At 70.8% G+C, this 21,539-nt stretch carries 23 protein-coding genes; 13 read left to right on the top strand and 10 right to left on the bottom strand.

Annotation, left to right across the window (positions count from 1 at the left end):
* Window positions 1–40: 40 nt before the first annotated feature.
* Window positions 41–1,618, bottom strand: coding sequence for an alkaline phosphatase D family protein (locus tag ABZ911_RS13380; RefSeq protein ID WP_358054805.1), 1,578 nt, complete (start codon window positions 1,616–1,618; stop codon window positions 41–43).
* A 229-nt stretch (window positions 1,619–1,847) separates the two neighbouring features.
* Here ABZ911_RS13380 and ABZ911_RS13375 point away from each other — a divergent pair, with 229 nt between their 5' ends.
* A complete protein-coding gene (locus tag ABZ911_RS13375) occupies window positions 1,848–3,125 on the top strand; it encodes a Glu/Leu/Phe/Val dehydrogenase (protein ID WP_358054804.1) in 1,278 nt (425 codons plus the stop codon).
* Between the two features lie 69 nt (window positions 3,126–3,194).
* On the opposite strand, the gene ABZ911_RS13370 is transcribed toward ABZ911_RS13375, so the two are convergent.
* Window positions 3,195–4,316, bottom strand: coding sequence for a serine hydrolase domain-containing protein (locus ABZ911_RS13370; RefSeq protein ID WP_358054803.1), 1,122 nt, complete (start codon window positions 4,314–4,316; stop codon window positions 3,195–3,197).
* A gap of 87 nt (window positions 4,317–4,403) precedes the next feature.
* The gene (locus tag ABZ911_RS13365) at window positions 4,404–4,607 is read right to left on the bottom strand and encodes a hypothetical protein (RefSeq protein WP_358054802.1); all 204 of its coding nucleotides are present in this window, start codon (window positions 4,605–4,607) and stop codon (window positions 4,404–4,406) included.
* Between the two features lie 310 nt (window positions 4,608–4,917).
* Between ABZ911_RS13365 and ABZ911_RS13360 the strand changes: the two genes are divergently transcribed.
* Complete coding sequence (locus ABZ911_RS13360) at window positions 4,918–5,208, top strand: hypothetical protein (protein WP_358054801.1); 291 nt, start codon at window positions 4,918–4,920, stop codon at window positions 5,206–5,208.
* A 65-nt stretch (window positions 5,209–5,273) separates the two neighbouring features.
* On the opposite strand, the gene ABZ911_RS13355 is transcribed toward ABZ911_RS13360, so the two are convergent.
* Window positions 5,274–5,771: a MarR family transcriptional regulator gene (locus tag ABZ911_RS13355; protein ID WP_358054800.1), complete on the bottom strand. Its 498-nt coding sequence runs from the start codon at window positions 5,769–5,771 to the stop codon at window positions 5,274–5,276.
* 76 nt (window positions 5,772–5,847) lie between these two features.
* Between ABZ911_RS13355 and ABZ911_RS13350 the strand changes: the two genes are divergently transcribed.
* Genes ABZ911_RS13350 through ABZ911_RS13340 form a run of 3 tightly spaced genes read left to right on the top strand, consistent with a single transcriptional unit; the run spans window position 5,848 to window position 8,054 of the window.
* Window positions 5,848–7,047, top strand: coding sequence for a flavin-dependent oxidoreductase (locus ABZ911_RS13350; protein WP_358054799.1), 1,200 nt, complete (start codon window positions 5,848–5,850; stop codon window positions 7,045–7,047).
* Complete coding sequence (locus ABZ911_RS13345; RefSeq protein ID WP_358054798.1) at window positions 7,044–7,514, top strand: DUF3237 domain-containing protein; 471 nt, start codon at window positions 7,044–7,046, stop codon at window positions 7,512–7,514. The genes ABZ911_RS13350 and ABZ911_RS13345 overlap by 4 nt, the downstream gene beginning before the upstream one ends.
* Window positions 7,515–7,574: 60 nt before the next feature.
* Window positions 7,575–8,054 (top strand): cupin domain-containing protein, encoded by a 480-nt coding sequence (locus tag ABZ911_RS13340; protein WP_358054797.1) that lies wholly within the window; start codon window positions 7,575–7,577, stop codon window positions 8,052–8,054.
* 4 nt (window positions 8,055–8,058) lie between these two features.
* On the opposite strand, the gene ABZ911_RS13335 is transcribed toward ABZ911_RS13340, so the two are convergent.
* Entirely contained in the window at window positions 8,059–8,487 is a 429-nt protein-coding gene (locus ABZ911_RS13335; protein WP_358054796.1) for a MarR family winged helix-turn-helix transcriptional regulator, read from the bottom strand.
* Window positions 8,488–8,534: 47 nt separating this feature from the next.
* Here ABZ911_RS13335 and ABZ911_RS13330 point away from each other — a divergent pair, with 47 nt between their 5' ends.
* The 4 genes from ABZ911_RS13330 (at window position 8,535) to ABZ911_RS13315 (ending at window position 13,085) form a co-directional block, all read left to right on the top strand.
* The gene (locus ABZ911_RS13330; protein ID WP_358054795.1) at window positions 8,535–9,602 is read left to right on the top strand and encodes a substrate-binding domain-containing protein; all 1,068 of its coding nucleotides are present in this window, start codon (window positions 8,535–8,537) and stop codon (window positions 9,600–9,602) included.
* A 65-nt stretch (window positions 9,603–9,667) separates the two neighbouring features.
* The gene (locus ABZ911_RS13325; protein ID WP_358054794.1) at window positions 9,668–11,056 is read left to right on the top strand and encodes an APC family permease; all 1,389 of its coding nucleotides are present in this window, start codon (window positions 9,668–9,670) and stop codon (window positions 11,054–11,056) included.
* Entirely contained in the window at window positions 11,053–12,063 is a 1,011-nt protein-coding gene (locus ABZ911_RS13320; protein ID WP_358054793.1) for an acetamidase/formamidase family protein, read from the top strand. The genes ABZ911_RS13325 and ABZ911_RS13320 overlap by 4 nt, the downstream gene beginning before the upstream one ends.
* A 92-nt stretch (window positions 12,064–12,155) precedes the next feature.
* Complete coding sequence (locus tag ABZ911_RS13315) at window positions 12,156–13,085, top strand: hypothetical protein (RefSeq protein ID WP_358054792.1); 930 nt, start codon at window positions 12,156–12,158, stop codon at window positions 13,083–13,085.
* Here ABZ911_RS13315 and ABZ911_RS13310 read toward each other — a convergent pair.
* From ABZ911_RS13310 to ABZ911_RS13300, 3 genes are read right to left on the bottom strand one after another with little or no spacing between them, the layout of a single operon-like run.
* A complete protein-coding gene (locus ABZ911_RS13310) occupies window positions 13,082–13,972 on the bottom strand; it encodes a Gfo/Idh/MocA family oxidoreductase (RefSeq protein ID WP_358054791.1) in 891 nt (296 codons plus the stop codon). The genes ABZ911_RS13315 and ABZ911_RS13310 overlap by 4 nt on opposite strands.
* Window positions 13,969–14,880 carry an NAD-dependent epimerase/dehydratase family protein gene (locus ABZ911_RS13305; RefSeq protein WP_358054790.1) on the bottom strand — a complete coding sequence of 304 codons (912 nt, stop codon included), beginning with the start codon at window positions 14,878–14,880 and terminating at the stop codon, window positions 13,969–13,971. Before ABZ911_RS13305 ends, ABZ911_RS13310 begins: the two co-directional genes overlap by 4 nt.
* A 1-nt stretch (window position 14,881) precedes the next feature.
* Window positions 14,882–15,229, bottom strand: coding sequence for a YrdB family protein (locus tag ABZ911_RS13300; protein WP_358054789.1), 348 nt, complete (start codon window positions 15,227–15,229; stop codon window positions 14,882–14,884).
* 114 nt (window positions 15,230–15,343) lie between these two features.
* Between ABZ911_RS13300 and ABZ911_RS13295 the strand changes: the two genes are divergently transcribed.
* Window positions 15,344–16,039 carry a TetR/AcrR family transcriptional regulator gene (locus tag ABZ911_RS13295; RefSeq protein WP_358054788.1) on the top strand — a complete coding sequence of 232 codons (696 nt, stop codon included), beginning with the start codon at window positions 15,344–15,346 and terminating at the stop codon, window positions 16,037–16,039.
* Between the two features lie 145 nt (window positions 16,040–16,184).
* Here ABZ911_RS13295 and leuA read toward each other — a convergent pair whose 3' ends face one another.
* Both leuA and ddaH read right to left on the bottom strand, forming a co-directional pair.
* The gene (leuA, locus tag ABZ911_RS13290) at window positions 16,185–17,891 is read right to left on the bottom strand and encodes a 2-isopropylmalate synthase (protein ID WP_358054787.1); all 1,707 of its coding nucleotides are present in this window, start codon (window positions 17,889–17,891) and stop codon (window positions 16,185–16,187) included.
* A gap of 165 nt (window positions 17,892–18,056) precedes the next feature.
* Window positions 18,057–18,800 carry a dimethylargininase gene (gene ddaH, locus ABZ911_RS13285; protein WP_358054786.1) on the bottom strand — a complete coding sequence of 248 codons (744 nt, stop codon included), beginning with the start codon at window positions 18,798–18,800 and terminating at the stop codon, window positions 18,057–18,059.
* Between the two features lie 38 nt (window positions 18,801–18,838).
* Between ddaH and ABZ911_RS13280 the strand changes: the two genes are divergently transcribed.
* The 3 genes from ABZ911_RS13280 (at window position 18,839) to ABZ911_RS13270 (ending at window position 21,533) form a co-directional block, all read left to right on the top strand.
* A complete protein-coding gene (locus ABZ911_RS13280; protein ID WP_358054785.1) occupies window positions 18,839–19,084 on the top strand; it encodes a DUF2630 family protein in 246 nt (81 codons plus the stop codon).
* 56 nt (window positions 19,085–19,140) lie between these two features.
* The gene (locus tag ABZ911_RS13275; RefSeq protein ID WP_358054784.1) at window positions 19,141–20,100 is read left to right on the top strand and encodes a GNAT family N-acetyltransferase; all 960 of its coding nucleotides are present in this window, start codon (window positions 19,141–19,143) and stop codon (window positions 20,098–20,100) included.
* Between the two features lie 113 nt (window positions 20,101–20,213).
* Window positions 20,214–21,533, top strand: coding sequence for an MFS transporter (locus tag ABZ911_RS13270; RefSeq protein WP_358054783.1), 1,320 nt, complete (start codon window positions 20,214–20,216; stop codon window positions 21,531–21,533).
* The last annotated feature ends 6 nt before the right edge of the window (window positions 21,534–21,539 follow it).

The following is a 21,539-nucleotide window of genomic DNA, read 5'->3' as shown; positions in this document are numbered from 1 at the left end:
AGTACTTGGCCGCATGCGGGAGACCGGTTCCACCGTTTCGTCAGTCCAGGGTCACCTTCACGATCTCGTCGAAGCTGGGCCGGGCGCCGGTGAGCGGGTTGTCGGTGGCTCCGTACCAGGTCGCGGTGGTGGTGTCGGTGAAGTCCAGTGCGGCGACCGCGTTCTGGAACCAGGGGCCGTTGCGGATCCGCCAGCGGAACGGGGGACGCGGGATGCGGGCGAGGCGGGCCAGGGAGCCGCCGATCAGTGTGGCGATCCCGAACTGGGTGAAGATGTTGGCCACGCGCAGCAGGCGGCTCAGCGGGTTGCGGATCGGCGAGCAGACGATCTGCTGGATCCGCCCCGCGCCGGCCTTGGCGACGTAGGAGTAGTGCACGTCGCCCGAGAGGATCAGCACCGGCTTGCCGCTGGCCACGAGCAGGCGCGACAGCGACTCGAAGGAGCGCCGGAAGGCGCCCCAGTGTTCCAGGTCGAACGCCTGCCGGAAGGCCTCCGACAGCTTGGCGACGAGCTTGCCCCACTTGCCGTCGCACAGGGCCTCGTTCCAGTTCTGCACGAGGTGGACGCCCTCAGGGAGCAGGAACGGGATCGACGACCCGATGATCATCCGTCCGGGGGCGCTGGACACCTGGTCCTCCAGCCACTGCCACTCCCCCGGGTCCAGCATCCGCCGGTCGCCGGGCGTGAGCTGCCTGGCGCAGCGGGTGTCGACCATGATCAGGCGGCTGTGGCCGAGGTCGCGGGCGTAGCTCCAGCGGTTGCTGCTGGGCTCGTCGTCGGCCTTGGCGGCGAAGGCGTCCAGCACCTCGCCGCCGCCGCCCTTCACCAGCTCCCGGAACACCGGGTCCTCGGCCCGCTCGGCCGGCGACAGGTTGCCGAGGTGCTGGTAGATCCAGTACGCGCCGAGCCCCGCCACCACGCGGCGGCGCCACCAGCCGACCTTGCGCATCTTCTCCCGCCAGTCGTGGGAGGTGTTCCAGTCGTCGCGCAGGTCGTGATCGTCGAAGATCATCGCGGTGGGCACGGTGGACAGCAGCCAGCGGATCTCCGGGTCGGTCCAGGCCAGGCGGTAGAGCTCGGCGTACTCCTCGAAGTCGGCGATCTCCTTGGCCGGCTGCTGGCCCGGCGCCCTGCGGGCGGCGATGAAGCTCAGCATCTCGGGACTGGGCTCGTCGGCGTACACCTGGTCGCCGAGCATGAGCAGCAGGTCGGGCCACTCCTCGTCGGGGGTCTCCCGCAGGTCGAAGCCGTAGGCGCGCAGCACGTCCTCACCGTGCGAGAGCGTGTGCTTGGCATCGTGCGGCACGCTGGTACGGCACGACCCGAACACCACCCGCCTGGGCCCTCCGGGCGGCATCAGCCTGATCCGGCTGGGCTTGTCCTCGGGCCACACTTTCGTGTCCCCCAGGCTGACCTCGTAGGTGACGCTCTTCCCGCTCAGGTCGGCCAGATCGACGATCGCGTAATGGTGGTCGTGCACGCTGAACGTCTCCGCCCGCGCCCGAACCCCGCACTCGGCCTCCACCGTGACCAGGCAGGGCTCGCTCGTCTCGACCCAGATCGACGCCGCCGACGTGTCGACGTATCTCAGCATGGGCCCCACGACCAGTTCCGGCATCGAACAACCCCCGGTGTGACAGTTCGGCAGATTCGCCGCGGCAAGACTGCCAGAGTGGCATGTTCCAAGCTCGGCGATCACCGGCTTGGATCGATCACAACAGATCGGCTTCGAACCAACAACCACCCCCTCGCAGCAATCTAGGCTGATCCCGACAGAATCGCCCATACGGGTAAGGCAATGGCGCCTTTCCTGAATACGGGTGACCTAAACAGGAGGAATCTCTCCCATGACCGTCATGGTGCCGTCAACGACGCCGGCCCTGATCACTCCTGGGCGCCAAGCCCTCGACTCCGCCCTCCACCAGCTCGCCCAGGCGGCCGAGCAGCTCGGCCTCGACGACGGCCTGCGCACCATGCTCGCCACCCCTCGCCGCTCGCTGACCGTCTCCGTGCCCGTCCGGCGCGAGGACGGCCGTATGGACGTGGTGCAGGGCTTCCGGGTCCAGCACAACGTCTCGCGCGGCCCCGCCAAGGGCGGCATCCGCTTCCACCCCGCCACCGACATCCACGAGGTCACCGCGCTGGCCATGTGGATGACCTGGAAGTGCGCGCTGGTCGGCATCCCGTACGGCGGCGCCAAGGGCGGCGTCTCCGTCGACCCGACCTCGCTGACCACCCGCGAGCTGGAGCGGCTCACCCGCCGCTACGTCAACGAGATCCTGCCGCTGATCGGCCCGGAGAAGGACATCCCCGCCCCCGACGTCGGCACCGACGAGCAGACCATGGCCTGGATCATGGACACCTACAGCGTCAACGCCGGCTACTCCGTCCCCGGGGTCGTCACCGGCAAGCCCATGACGCTCGGCGGCTCCCTCGGCCGGGCCGGCGCCACCTCGCGCGGCGTCCAGATCGCGGCCCTCGCCGCGCTCTGCCGCTCCCCCGAGGGCGTCACCGTGGCCGTCCAGGGCTTCGGCAAGGTCGGCGCGCTCGCCGCGCAGTACCTGTCCGACGCCGGCTGCCGCGTCGTCGCGGTCTCCGACGTCACCGGCGGCGTGTACTCGACCACCGGCCTGGACGTCGCCGACCTGCGCGCCTGGGTGACCGAGAGCGGCGGCGTGCACGGCTACCGCCACGCCGACGCCCTCGGCCACGACGAGCTGTTCGAGCTCGACGTGGACGTGCTGGTGCCCGCCGCGCTGGAGGGCGTGCTCACCGCCGCCAACGCGCCCCGGGTGAAGGCCCGCCTCATCGTGGAGGGCGCAAACGGCCCCACCACCCCCGAGGCCGACGAGATCCTCGCCGCCAACGGCACCACGATCGTGCCGGACATCCTGGCCAACGCCGGCGGCGTGATCGTGTCGTACCTGGAGTGGGTGCAGAACATGCAGGCCTACTCCTGGAGCGCCAACGAGGTGGAGGTCAAGCTGCGGGATCTGATGGAGCAGGCGTTCGGTGAGGTCAAGTCGGTGTCGGCGGAGCGCGGCGTCACGCTGCGCGAGGCGGCGCACGTGATCGGCGTGGGCCGGGTCGCCGAGGCCCACCAGATGCGCGGCCTGTACCCGTGACCCGGAGGGCTGGAGCGGGGCCGCCTCGCTCCAGCCCTACCAGGGGACCGGAATCGCTTCTCCTGGCGCTCAGGCGTCCCGGGCGATGCCGAGGGCGGAGCGGACCTCGTCGGCGACCGTCTGGGCGGCGATGTCGGCGTGGCCGCCGACCAGGCGGTTGTGGGTGAGGGCGAAGGCCAGGCCGTGCTCGGGGTCGGCGAAGCCGATGCTGCCGCCGCCGCCGTGCATGCCGAAGGCGGTGCGCCGGCCGCCCATCTGCCGCACGCCGAGGAAGTAGCCGAGGCCCTTGGCCGAGGGCGCGCCGAACATCAGGTCGTCGGCGTCGGTGGCCACGGCCGACACTTGCGCCAGCCGCTCGGCGGAGATCAGCCGGACTCCGTCCACCTCGCCGATCAGCGCGGCGTACACGCGGGCGAGGGCCCGCGCGCTCATGGTGGCGCCCGCCGGGGCGTCCGCGCGCAGGTAGTCCGGCCGGTTGCCGAGCTCGGCCACGGTCCAGACCTCGCGGTTCGGCATCGCGCGGAAGAACGGCCAGGCGGCCGGAATCCCGGACAGCATCGCCCGCCAGTTGCCCTCGACCAGCGTCGCCACCCGGGGCGCGGCCTCCTCGGTGATGCCGAAGAACAGCGAGTCGGCGACGCCGATCGGCGCGGCGACGTCCTCGCGCAGCACCTGGGAGACGGTCCTGCCGGTGGCCCGCCGGACGACCTCCCCGACGATCCAGCCGAACGTCCAGGCGTGGTAGCCGGTGGCGGTGCCCGGCTCCCACAGCGGCTCCTGGGCGGCGATCAGGGCGCACATGCCGTCCCAGTCGCACAGGTCGGCGGCGGTGATGTCCGCGGGCAACTGCGGCACTCCGGCGGAGTGGGTCAGCGCGTGCCGTACGGTCGCCCGCTCCTTGCCGTGGGCGCCGAACTCGGGCCAGTAGTGCGCGATCGGGGTGTCGTAGTCGATCAGCCCTCGCTCGGCGAGCACGTGCGCCACGGTCGCGGTGACGCCCTTGCCGGTGGAGAAGCCGTGGAACAGGGTGTCGCCGTCCACCGGGCGGCCGGAGGCGGGGTCGGCGACGCCCGCCCAGGCGTCCACGATCAGCTCGCCGTCCAGGTAGGCCGCGACCTGGACGCCGGTTTCCCGGCCCGACTCGACGAGTTGGTCGATGGTCTCCCGGACACGCGTCCGCACGTCGCTCATGGCCGCTCCTGATCGCTTAGGAGTGATCAAGCTAGCCTGAGCGAAATGCCCGGCGCAGCTGATTTTCGGCCTCGTGCCCGGCATCGGTCAGCGCAGGTCGAAGCAGCCGATCTCCAGGTTTCGCTCGTCCTCCAGGTGGCGGGCCAGCTCGGCGGGGGTGGCGCCGCACCGCACGTCCGACAGGCCGCGCCTGGCCGTCCCCTCACGCCGTATCGCATACCAGCCCGCGCCGACCCCCTCCGAGATCACCCAGTCATGGGCGAACCGGATCGTCAGTTCGGACAGCGTCATGACGGCGCCCTCGTCTCGCGACCTGAGCCTGGTGGTAGGGGGCAACGGATCGACCATACCTGCCATCATTACGGAGGGTCACTGGGAACTCCAGATACGCCGGGCGGAGATCGAGGCCCCGATCTCGGCGAGTTCAGGGCAAAGCGGTCCCGGAAGCGGCGACCAGCCACCCGCAGCGCGAACGAGCGGTGCGAATCGGTGGCCACGCCGGGGCTCCCGGTCGCGCGATCAGTGACTCTGTGCATTCGGCGCAATACAGTGTGTCGCGGAAGTGGCCGCGTACAGCGGCCCCGTGCTCAGGAGGATCCCTATGCGACGCATCACCACCACGCTCGGCACTCTCGCCGCAGCAGGGATGCTTGCCCTCGCCATTCCCGGCTCCGCTTCCGCGGCCACCGGACAGCTGATCATCAACGGGCAGTTGTACATCAACCCCAGCGGCTGCTACGAGAGCGGCCGCTGGCCCCTCCACGTCATCAACCGGACCAACGGGCCGGTCGTCGTCCTGAACGCGCCCAACTGCAACGGCAACGTCGAGGCGATCGTCCACCCCGGGCAGTCCACCGTCTCCGAGCACGGAGCCAGCGTCTACATCCACTGACCTGATCCCGGCGCCGCCCCAGGAGACGCTCCCGGGGCGGCGTTCCCGTATGCGGGAAGGCGCCGTCAGGACTCCGGGCGGGCGGCGATGAGGCGGCGGACGAGGTCGGCGAGGTGTTCGCGTTCCGCGCCGGAGAGGGCCGCGAACCACTCGCGCTCGCGTTCGTTCTGCGCGACGAAGGCGGCGTTCACCGCCTCCCGGCCCTTGCCGGTGAGCGCGACGAGGACGCCGCGCCGGTCGCCGGGGGTGGCCTGGCGTTCGACCAGGCCCTCGCGCTGCAGGGTGTTGACGGCGTTGGACACGGCCGAGCGGGTCATCGCGGAGAGCGCGGCGAGGTCGCCGACCCGGGTCGGCCCCAGCAGCCACAGCTTGAACATGAGCCGGAAGCCGGGCAGCGTCCAGCCGTGCGGCCGGTGGATGCGCGACTCCAGGTCGGCGACGAGCACGTACGACAGGTGCAGCAGGTTGTAGGCGAGCCCGAACACGGAGGCGTCGACGTCGGCGGGCAGTTTCGCCACATGATCGCGAGCGTACCGCTCGTACCAGACGTCCATCCGTTCCATCCCGGAATCCTCCCACCACTTGCCTGCCTCTCCGGGGCCAAATAGTTTTGGCCAAAACAATTCAGGGAGGTCTGTCGTGCGGATTCTCATCGCCGGCGGCGGTATCGGGGGGCTCGCCGCCGCGTTGAGCCTGCACGCCGCCGGGTTCACCGAGGTCACCGTGGCCGAGTCGGCCGGGGAGATCCGCCCGCTCGGGGTCGGCGTCAACCTGCTTCCGCACGCCGTACGGGAGCTGACCGAGCTGGGGCTCGCGCCGCGGCTGGAAGAGACGGCGCGGGCCACCGGCGAGCTGGCCTACTACGACCGGTACGGCTCGGAGATCTGGCGCGAGCCGCGCGGGCTGGCCGCCGGGTACCACTGGCCGCAGTACTCGGTGCACCGGGGCGAGCTGCAGATGATGCTGCTGCGCGAGGTCGAGGCGCGCGGCGTGCCGGTGCTCACCGACCGCAGGCTGACCGGGTACGGCGACGCCGAGGCGGAGTTCGCGGACGGCTCGACGCTCGGGTTCGACCTGCTCGTCGGGGCGGACGGCATCCGGTCGACCGTGCGGGCGTCGCTCTACCCGGACGAGGGGCCGCCGCCGTGGAACGGGCTGGTGCTCTGGCGCGGCACGACGTACGGCAAGCCGTTCCTGACCGGGCGGACGATGATCATGGCCGGGGACGGGGAGCGGAAGTTCGTCGCCTACCCCATCACGGACACGCTGATCAACTGGATCGCCGAGCGGCCCGTCGCCGGGGAGGCCACCGGGCGGGGCGACTGGAACCGGCAGGTGCCCGCGGCCGAGATCCTGCCGCACTTCGAGGAGTGGCGCTTCGACTGGCTGGACGTCCCCGGGCTGATCGCGGGCGCCGAGGCGATCTACGAGTACCCGATGGTGGACCGTGACCCGCTGCCGCGCTGGACGCACGGGCGGGTCACCCTGCTCGGCGACGCGGCGCACGCGATGTACCCGATCGGCTCGAACGGAGCCTCCCAGGCCATCCTCGACGCCCGCGTCCTAGCCCTCCATCTCACGAAATTTCAGGACATCGGGTTGGCGTTGGCGGCGTACGAGGAGGATCGGCGGCCGCCGACCACCGCGCTCTGCCTCGCCAACCGGCAGATGGGGCCGGAGGTCGTCATGAAGCTCGCCCACGAACGGGCCCCCGGCGGCTTCGCCGACATCGAACAGGTCATCCCGCTCGCCGAACGCGAGGCCATCGCCGCCTCCTACAAACGCACGGCCGGCTTCCACCCCGACCTGCTCAACGACCGCCCGTCCTACACGCCATGACCTACGAACCGGTCAGGCCGGGCCTGGAGCCGCTCGCCCGGTTCCGCGTGGAGCTGGCGCCCGTCAAGGACCTGGGTGTGACACCGTGGGGCCGCCGCCGCGTGATCGACGTCCTCGGCGGCTCGTTCGAGGGCCCCAGGCTGTCCGGCGAGGTCCTGCCCGGCGGCGCGGACTGGCAGGTCGTGCGCACGGACGGCAGCGCCGACATCGACAGCCGCTACACCCTGCGCACCCACGACGACGCCCTCGTCTACCTCCAGACCCAGGGCGTACGGCACGGCCCGCCCGAGGTGATCGCCGCACTCGGCCGGGGCGAACCCGTCGACCCGGCCGGCTACTACTTCCGCCTCTCGGTCACCTTCGAGACCGCCGCCTCCGGCTACCTCTGGCTCAACCACACCCTGGCCGTCGCCTCCGGCCTCCGGGCCGACTCGGCCGTGATCTACGACGCCTACACGGTGTCCTGACAGACACGGCCCCATGAGAGGCTGACCAAACCAGCCAAGAGACCACGCCGGGGAGAAGTCGTGACATATCCGGAACCGCGTTATCTGGGGGAGTCTGGGGAGGTCAACGCGACCTATCGCGCCGCCGCCCACAAGCCCGAGCTGACCTACTCCAGCGGCGGCACGGCAAGCTACCTCGCGACGGGCGCCAGCACCAACGGGCAGTTCGGGCTCTACCGGTGGGACATGCCCGCCACCCCTTCCGGCCCCGCCCCGCACTTCCACCGCTCGATCTCGGAGTCGTTCTACATTCTGGAAGGCACGGTGCGCATCTACGACGGCACCCGCTGGCTGGAGACCAAGCCGGGCGACTTCGTGCACGTCCCCGAGGGCGGCGTGCACGGGTTCCGCAACGAGTCGGGCGAACCGGCGTCCATGCTGCTGCACTTCGCGCCGGGCGCCCCTCGCGAGGGCTACTTCGAGGGCCTGCTCGACCTGGCGGACAAGAGCGACGAGGAGAAGGCGGAGTTCATGTTCAGGCACGACACCTTCTGGCTCTGAGCCGTCAGCCGAGCGACTCCACCAGTTCCTCCAGGTCGCGCATGAGCTGCCTGGTGCGGTCGGGACCGTAGGCGGCCTCGATCAGCTGGTGATGCTCGGCGACCGCGCCCTCGACGCGGGCCAGCAGGTCGGCGCCGCGGTCGGCGAGGAAGACGGCCACCCGCCGCCGGTCGCCGGCCGAGGGCCCCCGGTAGGCGAGGGCTCGGTCGATGAGCCGGTCGACCGCCTTGGTGAGCGTCGGGTGCGGCATGAGCACGGCGGCGGCCAGCTCGCCCATCGAGTGGCCGCGCCCGTCGGCCAGGGCGCGCAGGATGCGCCACTGCTCGACGGTGACGTCCTCCCCGGCCAGCGACGCGGCCAGCCCGCGGTTGACGCTGCGCTCCGCGCGGCTCAGCAGATAGGCGAGCGAGGACCCCAAACCGGTCGTCACCATGCGGAGGTCCTTTCACCAGGGGTCTGATCTGGAGGATACTCGTCGGCGTGGCGCCGATCCTCGATCCGCTGGAGGCGCGGCTGATCCGGGCCGACGGGCTCAGGATCGGGCTGGTCGTCCCCGTGTCCGGTGTGCTGGGCCTGGTGGGCCCGTGCGCGATCAACTGCGCGGTCCTTGCCGCCGACGAGCTGAACGCGGCCGGCGGCGTGCTGGGTATGCCGGTGGAGCTGGTGCTCGTCGACGGCGGCAGGAGCGCGGCCGAGGTGGCGGCGGAGGTCGCCTCGCTGGTCGAGACGGGCACGATCGACGCGGTCGCGGGCACCTACGCCAGCGACGTCAGGGTGGCGGTGGTCCGGGCGATCAGGGCCCGGGTGCCGCTGGTGTACGCCCCGCCGTACGAGGGTGGGGTCCGGACGCCGGGGGTCTTCTTTCTCGGGGAGACGCCCGGGCAGCAGCTCAGGCCCGGGATCGAGTGGCTGGTCAGGCATCGGCGGGCGGCGCGGTGGTTCCTGCTCGGCAACGACTACGTGTGGCCCAGGCTGGTGCACGAGGCGGCCAGGCGGCGGCTCGGCCCGGCGGTGGTGGGCGAGCGGCTCGTCGCGTACGGCGGGGCCGAGCATGCGCTGGACGCGGTGGTGCGGGCCAGGCCGGACGCGATCGTGGTCAGCCTGATCGGCAGCGACCTGGTGCAGTTCAACCGCGCGTACACGGCCAGCGGGCTGGGCGCGGCCAGGCTCTGCGCCGCGCTGGAGGAGCACGGCCTGCTCGGCGTCGGCGGCGACGGCACCGGCGAGCTGTACGCCTCGATGGGCTACTTCGGCTGCCTGACCACCGACGCGGGCCTCGACTTCGGCGAGCGCTACACGCGCAGGTTCGGCGTGGACGCGCCGATGCTCAACGCCCACGGCCAGGGCTGCTACGAGGCGGTCAGGATGCTGGCCGCGCTCGCGACCAGGGCGCGCACGCTCGCCGTACCCCGCCTGGAGGCCGTCGCGGACGGCACGTCGATCACCAGCGCACGCGGCAGGCTCACGCTGTATGGCGGGCACGTACGGCACCGCGTTCACCTCGGCAGGGCCGACGGTCTGGACTTCGACGTCATAACTTCCGATTGAAACCTTTCCGTTTGAAAGGATTGGCTCTATCGTACGGCTGCCCCCCAAAACCTCAAGGAGCAGCCATGACCTCTTCCCCGGAGGCCGAGCCGACGCTGGAGCGGTTCGGATACAAGCAGGAGCTGAAGCGCTCACTGAGCTTCGCCGACCTGATGATCTACGGCTTGATCTTCATGGTGCCGATCGCGCCGTTCGGCATCTTCGGCAGCGTCTTCACCGCCTCCGGCGGCATGGTCGCCCTGGCTTACATCATCGGCCTGGTCGCGATGGCGTTCACCGCGCTGTCGTACGCGCAGATGGCCCGCGCGTTCCCGATGGCCGGCTCGGTCTACACCTACGCCGGGCGGGGCATCAACGCGCCGGTCGGGTTCATGGCCGGATGGGCGATCCTGCTCGACTACGTGCTGGTGCCCGCCCTGCTCTACCTGGTGGCGAGCACGGCGATGGCGTCGTTCGTGCCGGCCGTGCCGGTGTGGGCCTGGCTGGTCGGGTTCGTGCTGCTGAACACCGTGGTCAACTACCTGGGCATCCAGATGACCGCCCGCATCACCCGGATCATGCTGGTCGCCGAGCTGGTCGTACTCGCGATCTTCCTGGTGATCGGCATCGTCGCGCTCGCCCAGGGCAAGGGCCAGGCCGGCGCGCTCAGCCCTCTCTTCGACTCCTCGTCCTTCTCCTGGACGGTGGTGTTCGGCGCGGCCTCGGTGGCGGTGCTGTCCTTCCTCGGCTTCGACGGCATCTCGACGCTGGCGGAGGAGAGCAAGGAGGACTCGCGCAGGCTCGGACGCTCGATGGTGGCCGCACTGGGGCTGGCCGCCGTCCTGTTCGTCGTGCAGACCTGGGTCGCGGCGCTGCTGGTGCCGAACCGGGAGGCGCTGTTCGTGCCCGGCGCGCCGCTGGACAACGCCTTCTACGACACCGCGGCCTACGCCGGCGGCGCCTGGCTGGGCGTGCTCACCGCCGTGGCCACCGCGATCGCCTGGGGCTTCGCCAACTCGCTCGTCGCCCAGGCGGCCACCTCGCGGCTGCTGTTCGCGATGGCGCGCGACCGGCAGCTCCCCCGGTTCCTGGCGAAGATCGACCCCAAGCACCGGGTGCCGGTCAACGCCACGCTCGCCGTGGCCGTCATCTCGCTCGTCCTCGGCGTCGTGATGACCCGGGTGGACAACGGCATCGGCACCCTCGGCTCGCTGGTCAACTTCGGCGCGATGACCGCGTTCCTGGTGCTGCACGTGGCGGTGGTCGTGCACCACGTCGTGCGCGAGCGCAGCAAGAACCTGCTCGCGCATCTGGTCGCGCCCGTCGCCGGTTTCCTCATCCTGCTCTTCGTCGTCGTCAACGCCAGCGTGGCGGCCCAGGTCCTGGGCTTCGTCTGGCTCGGCGTCGGCCTGGTCGCGCTGCTGCTGACCTACCTGCTGGGCCGCAGGCCCAGCCTTCCTTCGGAGGTGTCATGAACATCGTGTCCTACCAGCCCACCCCCGAGGAGCTGAGCTACACCTTCGGCGGGCGGGCGGCCGTGGGCAAGGTGCGCCCCGGCACGATCATGGAGCTGTACACCGAGGACTGCTTCGGCGGCCGGGTCCGGTCCGTGGCCGACCTGCCCTCGCGAGTCTGCGAGTTCCCCTACCTCAACCCGGTCACCGGCCCCTTCCACGTGGAGGGCGCCGAGCCCGGCGACACGCTCGCGCTGCACTTCGTGTCGATCACCCCGGCCCGCGACTGGGCGGTCTCCACCACCTTCCCGCACTTCGGCGCGCTGACCGGCACGCACACCACGGCGATGCTGCAACCGCCGCTGGAGGAGCGGGTGTGGCGCTACGACCTGGACCTGGAGCGCGGCGTGGCCGTCTACCACGCGCGCAACAGCGACTTCAGCGTGGAGCTGCCGCTCGACCCGATGCACGGGACGGTCGGCGTCGCCCCCGCGGCGAACGAGTCCCGCATGACGATCACCCCCGACGCGCACGGCGGGAACATGGACACCCCCGAGCTGCGCGCCGGGGTGACCGTCTACCTGGGCGTCAACGTCGAAGGCGCGATGTTCTCGATCGGCGACGGGCACGCCCGGCAGGGCCACGGCGAGGTGTGCGGCACCGCCGTCGAGGCGGCGATGCGGACGGTGGTCGCGGTCGAGCTGATCAAGCGGGTCCCCACGCCGTGGCCCCGCCTGGAGGACGACCTGTACCTGATGTCGACGGGGTCGGCCAGGCCGCTGGAGGACGCCTACCGGATCAGCCAGCACGACCTGGTCACCTGGTCGGCCGCGCTGACCGGGCTCGACGAGCTGGACGCCTACCAGCTCGTCAGCCAGGCGGGCGAGGCACCGGTGGGCAACGTGTGCGACACGAACTACACGATGGTCGCCAAGGTGCCCAAGGCGTACCTGGGCGGGCCTTCTGTGTACGAGTCCGCGCACACCCGGCTGCGTGATCTGGCGGAGCGGTACGCCTCGGGGCGCTGACGGTCGTTTCCAGGCAGGACCTTGGCCGGTGGCTGCCCGGTCGGCGGCGGCGCGATCCCTAGAGTTGGAAGATCGACTTTACGGGGGGCGGCGTGTTCGTGCAGGTGATGGCGTTGGGGATGCTCGTCGGTATGGCCCAGGGGGATGATCCCCGGAACACCACGGCCTACTGGAGCCAGGAGCGGATCAAGTCCGCCAGACCCGCCGACCTGCCGCCGGTGCCGCAGGGCCTGTCACCGTCGGGGGTGCAGCGCCTGGCCTCCCCGGCGGCGATGTGGGGGGTGCCGCGGAGGCGGGTGCTGACTCCCGGCGGGGACTCGCTCGGCTACGCGCCGGTCCCCCGCCCCTACACCGGGGCGCGCCGCCTGACCGGGGTGTTGCTCAGCCACGATCCGGTGGCCCGCAGGGACATCGTCTGCGCCGCCGCCGTCCTCGCCTCCAGGAGCAGGAGCCTGGTGCTGACCTCCGCGCACTGCCTGTCGGCCGGCGGGCGGATGATGCGGCATGTGGCGTTCCTGCCCGCCTACAACAGCCGGGGGGCCGGCGAGCCGAGCCTGGGGGTGTGGCCCGCCGTACGCGTCTGGGTGCCGAAGCAGTGGAAGCGCAGGCCGTACTCGGCGAGTCTGCTCCCCTACGACGTGGGCCTGGCGGGGGTGGTCCAGGGGGGCAGGAGGTTGGAGGGGGTGACCGGCAGGGGGCTGCGGCCCGAGCCGGCCGGGCCGGGCGTCAAGGGGCTCAACCTGCTCGGGTACCCGATGGGCGGGCGCTACCCCGGCACCGACATGCACCACTGCGTCGGTGACGCCGCCGAGGTCGGCGGGGTGCTGGTGACGCGCAACTGCCACTCCCCCGACGGCGGCAGCGGCGGTCCCGCGGTGCGCGGCAGGACCGTGTACGGGGTGGTGTCCTCCTCCAGCCCGCTGCGCGACCCCGCCGGGTTCACCGTCTTGACCCGCCTGGAGCCCGTGCTCTTCGGCCGGCTGCTGACCGGCGCCGACCGGTACATGCGCCGCCGGAGTTAGGAGAGCGCGTCGGAGACGATGTTCTCGCAGATGGCGTGGGTGATCAGGGCGTCCTCGGCGGCGAGCAGGCGGCCCTCGCGGACGGCGGTGAGGAAGGCCAGGCAGGTCTGCTCGATGCCGCGCTGCCGGGAGACCGGCACCCAGTCGGGGCGGCGGGCCAGCCTCTCGCCGCCCGCGTAGTCGACCACGTCGCCGAGGTTGACCACGCGGCGCTTGACGCCGTCGCCCATCACCTCGCACGACTCCTCCGAGGCGCCGCTGTTGCGGTTCATCACGCCGAGGGCGGTGAAGCCCTCCCCCGACAGCTCCAGCACGATGTGCTCCAGCAGCCCGTCGCGGACCCGGGTGCGGAATCTGGTCTCGGTGATCTGGCCGGGGGCCAGGAACCGGAGCGTGTCGACGACGTGGATGAAGTCGTCGAAGACCACGCCGCGCGGCGGGCCCGGGTCGGCCTCGCGGTTCTTCTCCATCAGCACCAGGTGCCTGGGCAGTTCGGCCAGGGCGGCGTAGCCGGGGGCGTGGCGGCGGTTGAAGCCGACCATGAGCGAGCGGCGGCGGTCGCGGGCCAGCCGTACCAGCCGCTCGGTGTCGGCGAGGTTGTCGGCCAGCGGCTTGTCGACGAAGACGTGCACCCCGGCGTCGAGCAGGGGTTCGACGATCTCCGGGTGGGCGCCGGTGGCCGCGTGCACGAACGCGGCGTCGGCCCCCTCCTTGATCACCTCCTCGACCGAGGTGCTGCGGCGGGTGACGCGGTAGGCGTCGCCGAGCCGGTCCAGCGTGCGCTCGTTGCGAGTGCACAGGTGCAGGTCGAGGCCGGGCTGGGCGGTCAGCACGGGAAGGTAGGCCTTCTCCGCGATGTCGCCGAGGCCGATCATGGCGATCTTCATACCCCGAGCGTAGTGCGAATCGCCTGGTCCAAGGGGGTAGGACGGACGCCGAAGGTGTCCTGGAAGTCGCTGGAGTCGAGCACGAACGGCGAGGTGAACTGGTAGCGCACGTGCTTCAGCTCCCCGATCATCGGCGAGAACAGCCCCGCGATCCGCAGCACCGGGTACGGCATCTGGGTGACCTTGGGGGTGGGAATGCCGAGGATCGCGGCCATCCGGGCGGCCATCTCGCGCAGGGTGACCGGCTCGGCGGTCGGCACGTGCCAGGCCCTGCCCCAGGCCCGCTCGTCGGTGCCGGCGACGGCCAGCGTCTCGGCCACGTCGGGCAGATAGCTCCAGCTGTGCGGCGTGTCGGCGGGCCAGACCAGCGGGATGCTCTTGCCCGCCAGCAGCGGCTTGAGGAAGCGGTCGCCGAGGTAGGACTGGTCGGAGGCGCCGGGGCCGAAGAAGTCGGAGCCGCGCACCTCGGTGGCCCGCACCCGCCCGGCCCGGTGCGCGGCCAGCAGGTCGTCCCACATCTTGGCCCGCACCTTGAACTTGGGGTTGGCCGAGGCCAGCGGCATGCTCTCGACCATGGGCCGGTCCACGGGGCCGTACGGGTAGAGGTTGCCGAGCGTCACCAGGGCGGCGCCGGTGTCCTCGGCGGCGCCGAGGAAGGAGGCGGCCATCGGCGGCCAGTCGGTGAGCCAGCGGTGGTAGGGCGGGTTGACGCAGTTGTAGATGGCGTCGGCGCCCTTGGCCAGCTCGGTGAGCCTGGCCCGGTCGGCGACGTCGGCCGCGACCTTGGCGACGTCGTCGGGGCCGCTGCCCGAGCGGGTGACGACGACGACCTCGTGGCCGCGCTCGGCCAGCTTGCGGGCGAGGTGCGAGCCGACCTGACCGGCTCCGACGACGATGTGCTTCCCCATGTCAGACCTGCTTCCAGACGATGCGCATGATGGCGTTGACGATGAAGGTGGCGGCGAAAATCGCGGCGGGGGTCGCCGCGCCGGCGGCGTAGAGGAGGGCGGCGCCGCCGCCGAACCAGACGATCTCCAGGGCCGCGCGGGCGAACCCGGTGAGCGGGAAGGTGGCCCCGTTGGCGGCCCCGAACAGCGCCCACACCGCGATGAACACGGCGGGCGCGCCGAGCCCGGCGACGATCCTGAGCACGAGCCCGGCGTTGAGGGTGAATCCCCAGTAGGCGGCCGACGCCAGGACGCCCAGCTCCAGGAAGAACATCAGGGCCAGGTTCGCGCCCTTGGCGATGGAAAGCATCGGTTACCTCCGAGAGACTGTCGTTCGCTTGCGAGAGCAATGCTCTCGCAAAAGAGCGCCAGTCGTCAAGAGCAGTGCTCTCGTTTCCATTCGGCGCTCTGCTACGGTGCCGGTATGACTGCGAGCCGAACCGCACGCGAGCGCGTCCGCGCCGAACTGACCAGAGAGATCACCGACATCGCGCGCCGGCAACTCGCCTCACAGGGCGCGTCGGGACTGTCGCTGCGCGCCGTCGCGCGCGAGATGGGCATGGTCTCCTCGGCCATGTACCGCTACTTCCCGTCCCGCGACGACCTGCTCACCGCGCTGATCATCGACGGCTACAACGCGATCGGCGAGGCGGTGGAGCAGGCGGACGCGGCACAGCCGCGCGACGACCACCTCGGGCGCTGGCTCGCCGTCTGCCACGCGGTACGCGACTGGGCGCTGGCCCGACCACACGAGTACGCCCTGCTGTACGGCTCGCCCGTACCCGGCTACCAGGCCCCGCAGGACACGGTCGCCGCCGCGGTCCGCGACACCGTGGTGTTCGGCAGGATCGTCTCCGACGCCTGCCTGGCAGGCGCGCTGTCGGCGCCCGGGTCGCCGCCCGCCCCCCCGGGGATGCTCGCCGAGGACGCGGGCGCGGTCCGCGAGATCATGCCCGAGGTGCCCGACGACGTACTGTTCCGCGCAGTGACCGCCTGGACGGGCCTGTACGGCTGGGTCAACTTCGAGCTGTTCGGCCAGTTCAACAACGTGCTCACGCACCGCCGGGAGGCTTTCGAGCACTCAATGCGCGGCCTGGGCGCCTACGTGGGCCTGTACTGAGAGATCCAGGACGATTCTCCGAGCCGGGCGACGCGGCTGGAGGAACGAGGGTGGAGCGGCGCAAGCCGTACCGGATCGCCTCGGACGGAGGGCGCGCGGCGCGAGCAGCGCTGCTGCTCGCGCCGCGCCTCCGTTTCCTGACGGCCTAGCGCGCGGCGCGGTTGACCGCGGAGATGATGGCCTTCAGCGAGGCTGAGGTGGTGTTGGCGTCGACGCCCACCCCCCACAGGACCTGGCCGCCGATCTCGCACTCCAGGTAGGACGCCGCCTTGGCGTCGCTGCCCGAGCTCATCGCGTGCTCGACGTAGTCGAGCACCCGCACCTCGATGCCCACCCGGGAGATCGCGTCGACGAACGCCGAGATCGGGCCGTTGCCGGCGCCCTCCACCTCGCGGATCTCACCGTCGACGCGGATGTCGGCGCTGATCCGGTCCCGCTCGTCCACGGCCGAGTCGTGGCGGTGCGCCATCAGGCTCAGCCGGCCCCAGCGGTTGGCCGGGTTGGGCAGGTACTCGTCGGTGAAGATGGCGAACATCTCGGCCGGGGTGATCTCGCCGCCCTCGGCGTCGGTGCGCGTCTGCACGACCTTGGAGAACTCGATCTGCAGCCGGCGCGGCAGGTCGAACTGGTGGTCGGCCTTCATGATGTACGCCACGCCGCCCTTGCCGGACTGGCTGTTGACCCGGATGACCGCCTCGTAGCTGCGCCCGATGTCCTTCGGGTCGATCGGCAGGTACGGCACCGCCCAGGTGAACGAGTCCACCGGAACCCCCGCAGCGGCAGCGTCGCGCTCCAGGTGCTCGAAGCCCTTCTTGATGGCGTCCTGGTGGGAGCCGGAGAAGGCGGTGTAGACCAGCTCGCCGCCCCACGGGTGGCGCGGGTGCACGGGCAGCTGGTTGCAGTACTCGGTGACCCGGCGGATCTCGTCGATGTCACTGAAGTCGATCTCGGGGTCGACGCCCTGGGAGAACAGGTTCATGCCGAGCGTGACCAGGCAGACGTTGCCGGTGCGCTCGCCGTTGCCGAACAGGCAGCCCTCGATGCGGTCGGCGCCCGCCTGGTAGCCGAGCTCGGCGGCGGCCACGGCGGTGCCGCGGTCGTTGTGCGGGTGCAGCGACAGGATGATCGAGTCGCGGTGGCGCAGGTTGCGGTGCATCCACTCGATCTGGTCGGCGTACACGTTGGGCGTGGCCATCTCGACCGTCGCGGGCAGGTTGATGATGACCTTGCGCTCGGGGGTGGGCTGCCACACCTCGTTGACCGCGTCGCATACCTCCACGGCGTAGTCGAGCTCGGTGCCGGTGAACGACTCGGGAGAGTACTGGAAGCGGACGTCCACGTCGGTGGCCTCGGCCAGCTTCTTGACCAGCTTGGCGCCCTCGACGGCGATCGCGGTGATGCCCTCGCGGTCCTGGCCGAACACCACCCGGCGCTGCAGCGTGGAGGTGGAGTTGTACAGGTGCACGATGGCCTGCTTGGCGCCCCGGATGGACTCGAAGGTCCGCTCGATCAGCTCGGGCCTGGCCTGGGTGAGCACCTGGATGACGACGTCGCCGGGGATGCGGCCCTCGTCGATGATCTGGCGGACGAAGTCGAAGTCGGTCTGCGAGGCGGCCGGGAACCCGACCTCGATCTCCTTGTAGCCCATGGCGACGAGCTGGTCGAACATCTTCAGCTTGCGGTGCGCGTCCATCGGGTCGATCAGCGCCTGGTTGCCGTCACGCAGGTCCACCGCGCACCAGCGGGGCGCCTTGGTGATCACCTTGTCGGGCCAGGTGCGGTCCGGCAGCCGGACCGGGGCGAAAGGCTGATACCGCTGGTAGGGCATGGGGCTGGGCTGCTGCTTGGTCATCTGATGGGTGCTCCTCGTCGGTCTGGTCACAGGCGGCCGACGCGCATGACTCGCTCCGCGACGAGGGAGCCGGCCCTAGAGGCCCCCGCCGCGGCAGCTAAGAAGCAGTCCACGCAACACGCTATGCACGCTACCAGACGTCTCGCAGAACCCTGGACCACCGTCTCACCTGATGAGAACCGACAGGCAGGTGACGCAGCCCTCCAGCTTCTCGAACTCGGAGATGTCCACGGTCACCACGTCGAGGCCGCGCCCGGCCAGGGTTCGCGCGGTGCGCGGCGCGGAGGCGGCCATCAGCACCCGCTCACCGCCGAGCAGCACGACGTGCGAGCCCGCCTCCTCCTCGGGCACGAGCAGGTCCGGCAGGTCCACATAGGCCGGGTCGCCGATGAGGGTGCCGTCGGGCAGCGCGGTGACCGCCGACTTCAGGTGCAGCACCCCGCGCAGGTCCACCGGCACGACGGTCCGGTCCCCGAGCAGCGCGGCGAGCTGCGCGATGCCCTCGTCGTCGGTGCGCGCCGACCTGCCGACGTACACGGTGTCGCCGACCTGCAGCACGTCGCCGCCGTCCAGGGTGCCCGGCTCCTCGATCACCGCCGTCTCCAGGCCGAGCTCCCGCACGACCGCCGCGACGCCCTCCACCTCGGCCCGCCGTTCCGGCGCCCCCGGCCTGGTCAGTACGGCCAGCCGCCCGCAGACCACCACCGTGTCCTCCACGAACGGCCCGTCGGGCAGCTCGTCGGCCCGCGCCACCTCGACGGTCCGCCACCCGGCGGCGCGCAGCGCCTCGGCGTAGGCGTCGTGCTGACGGGCGGCCAGGTCCGCGTCGACGGGCTCGCGCCCGATGTTCGTGACGATCCCCTCGGCGACCCTCGGGCCGGGCTTTCTTACCAGCGCGATACCAGACATAGGGCGTGTTCTATCACGTGATGATTAGAGTCTTGGGCATGCGGGACAACGAGATTCTGAGGGAGATCAACGCACTGGTCACCGAGGAGCACGAACTGCGCGAACGGCTCTCGGCGGGCACGCTGACCTCCGAGGAGGAGAACGCGCGGGTCAAGGAGCTGGAATCGGCCCTCGACCGCTGCTGGGACCTCCTGCGCCAGCGCAGGGCCCGCCGCGACGTGGGCGAGAACCCGGACAACGCCGCCCCCCGGCCGGTCAGCGAAGTGGAGAACTACCAGCAGTAATTCGATGGCGGCCGGTCCGCCCGATGCCCTTGGCTGGTGTCATGATGATTCGACGGATGACCCCGGACCTGGTGGCCGGGCTGCACGAGACCTTCCTCGCCGCCAACGCCGGCGACCCGGGCCCGGTCATGACGTTGCCGCACTTCACCGTGATGGTGACGGAGGGCTGGTCCAGTGACCTGACGGAGGCGTGGGTGGTGACCGAGGGCGGCCGGGTGGTCGCCGGTTACAGCCTGGCGCTACCAGAGGACGACAACACCCATCGCGCCGTGCTGGGCCCCCTCGTGGTCAGACCCGGGTACGGGGGGCGGGGGCTGGGCACCGCGCTGCTGGAGCACGCGACCGCGCGCACCCGCGACGAGGGCAGAACCCTGCTGTACGCCGAACTGGACGAGCGGGGACCGGGCGCGAGGTTCGCCGAACGGCACGGATTCACCCGGTCGCTCGCCGAGGCCCGCCGGGTGCTGGACCTGCGCGAGGCCGACTGGGCCGGGCTTGAGGCGATGCTCGCGGAGGCCCTGCCGGGCGCGGCGGGGTACGTCCTGGAGCGGTGGGCGGGTCCGCCGCCCGAGCACCTGCTCACGGACCTCGCGACCCTGATGGGCGGGATGAACGACGCACCGAAGGACGAGGTCGTCGAGGACGTCAGGTGGGATGTCGAACGGGTCCGCCTGATGGAGAGGGGCACCGTCCTGTCCGGGCAGAGCAACCACATCATGGTGGCCAGGCGGGCGAGCGACGGGGCGCCCGCCGGACTGACCCGGATCGTGCTGAACCTGGAAGGGGGCGGCGGCTGGTGCCTGCAGCACGACACCGTGGTGCTGCGCGAGCACCGAGGCCACCGCCTCGGCCTGGTGCTGAAGCTCGGCAACCTGCTGTGGCTGCGCGAGCGCGATCCCGGAGCCGAGCGGATCATCACCTGGAACGCCGCCAGCAACTCCCACATGCTGGCGATCAACGAGGCGATGGGGTTCAAGCTGCTGGACGAGTGGAGCGAATGGCGGAAGAAGGTCTGACGGAGATTTCCGCACTGTTAAGCGGACGTTAGATAACCCGTCACTCCCCTGGACGGAACAACCTTCCGCGGTGAGGCTTCGACCTGCAACGACTCCCCGCAGGAGGTCCCCCCTTGACGACTCACGCATCTCCGCGCACCCCCTGGAAGGCGGTGCTCGGCGGCTCCATCGGCAACCTGGTCGAGTGGTACGACTGGTTCGTCTACAGCAGCTTCGCCATCTACTTCGCCGCGTCGTTCTTCCCCACGGGCAACACCACCGCGCAGCTCCTCAACACCGCCGGCATCTTCGCCGTGGGCTTCTTCATGCGCCCGGTCGGCGGCTGGCTGCTCGGCCGGTACGCCGACCGCAAGGGCCGGAAGGCGGCGCTGACGCTGACCGTCACGCTGATGTCGGTGAGCGCGCTGCTGATCGCCGTCGCCCCCACCTACGAGGCGGTCGGCTACTTCGGCGCCGTCGTGCTGCTGGTCGCCCGCCTCCTGCAGGGCCTGTCGGTCGGCGGCGAGTACGCGGCCAGCGCCACCTACCTCACCGAGGCCACCCCGCCCGGCAAGCGCGGCTTCGCCTCCAGCTTCCAGTACGTCTCGATGACCGGCGGCCAGCTCATCGGCCTCGGCCTGCAGATCATCCTGCAGAACTCGATGGCCGACGAGGCGCTGAAGTCCTGGGGCTGGCGCATCCCGTTCATCGTGGGCGCGCTCGGCGCGGCGGTCGTCTTCTACCTGCGCCGCAACCTCATGGAGACCGAGGTCTACGACGAGGAGGAGCGCGAGACCGCCGGAGAGCGCGGCACGATCAAGCAGCTCCTCCAGCACAAGCGGGAGTTCCTGCTGGTCATCGCCCTGACCATGGGCGGCACCGTCGCGTACTACACCTACACCACCTACATGACCAAGTACCTGGTCAACACCGCCGAACTGCCCAAGTCGACCGCCACCTTGGTCAGCTTCTGCGCGCTGTTCATCTTCATGCTCCTGCAGCCGCTGGCCGGAGCGCTGTCGGACCGGATCGGCCGCCGCCCGCTGCTGATCACCTTCGGTTTCGGCTCCATGCTGGGCACCGTCCCGCTGATGAGCGCGATCTCGAACGTCTCGGGATTCGGCATGGCGCTGGTGCTGACGCTGACCGGTCTGATCATCATCACCGGCTACACCTCGATCAACGCGGTGGTGAAGGCGGAGCTGTTCCCGACGCATGTGCGGGCGCTGGGTGTGGCGCTGCCGTACGCGATCGCCAACGCGCTGTTCGGCGGCACCGCCGAGTACGTCGCGCTGTGGTTCAAGGACGGCGGCATCGAGTCCGGCTTCTACTGGTACGTCTCGGCCTGTGCGGCGGTCTCGCTGGTGGTGTACTTCACCATGCGCGAGACCCGCGACGCCGCGCTGTCCCGGGCGGAACAGGAGGCGTCGCGACCCGCCTCCGTGCGCGTCTAACCTTGG

The organism is Nonomuraea sp. NPDC046570, assembly GCF_040645915.1.
Lineage (GTDB): Bacteria > Actinomycetota > Actinomycetes > Streptosporangiales > Streptosporangiaceae > Nonomuraea.
This window is presented reverse-complemented; position numbering and strand designations above follow the sequence as displayed.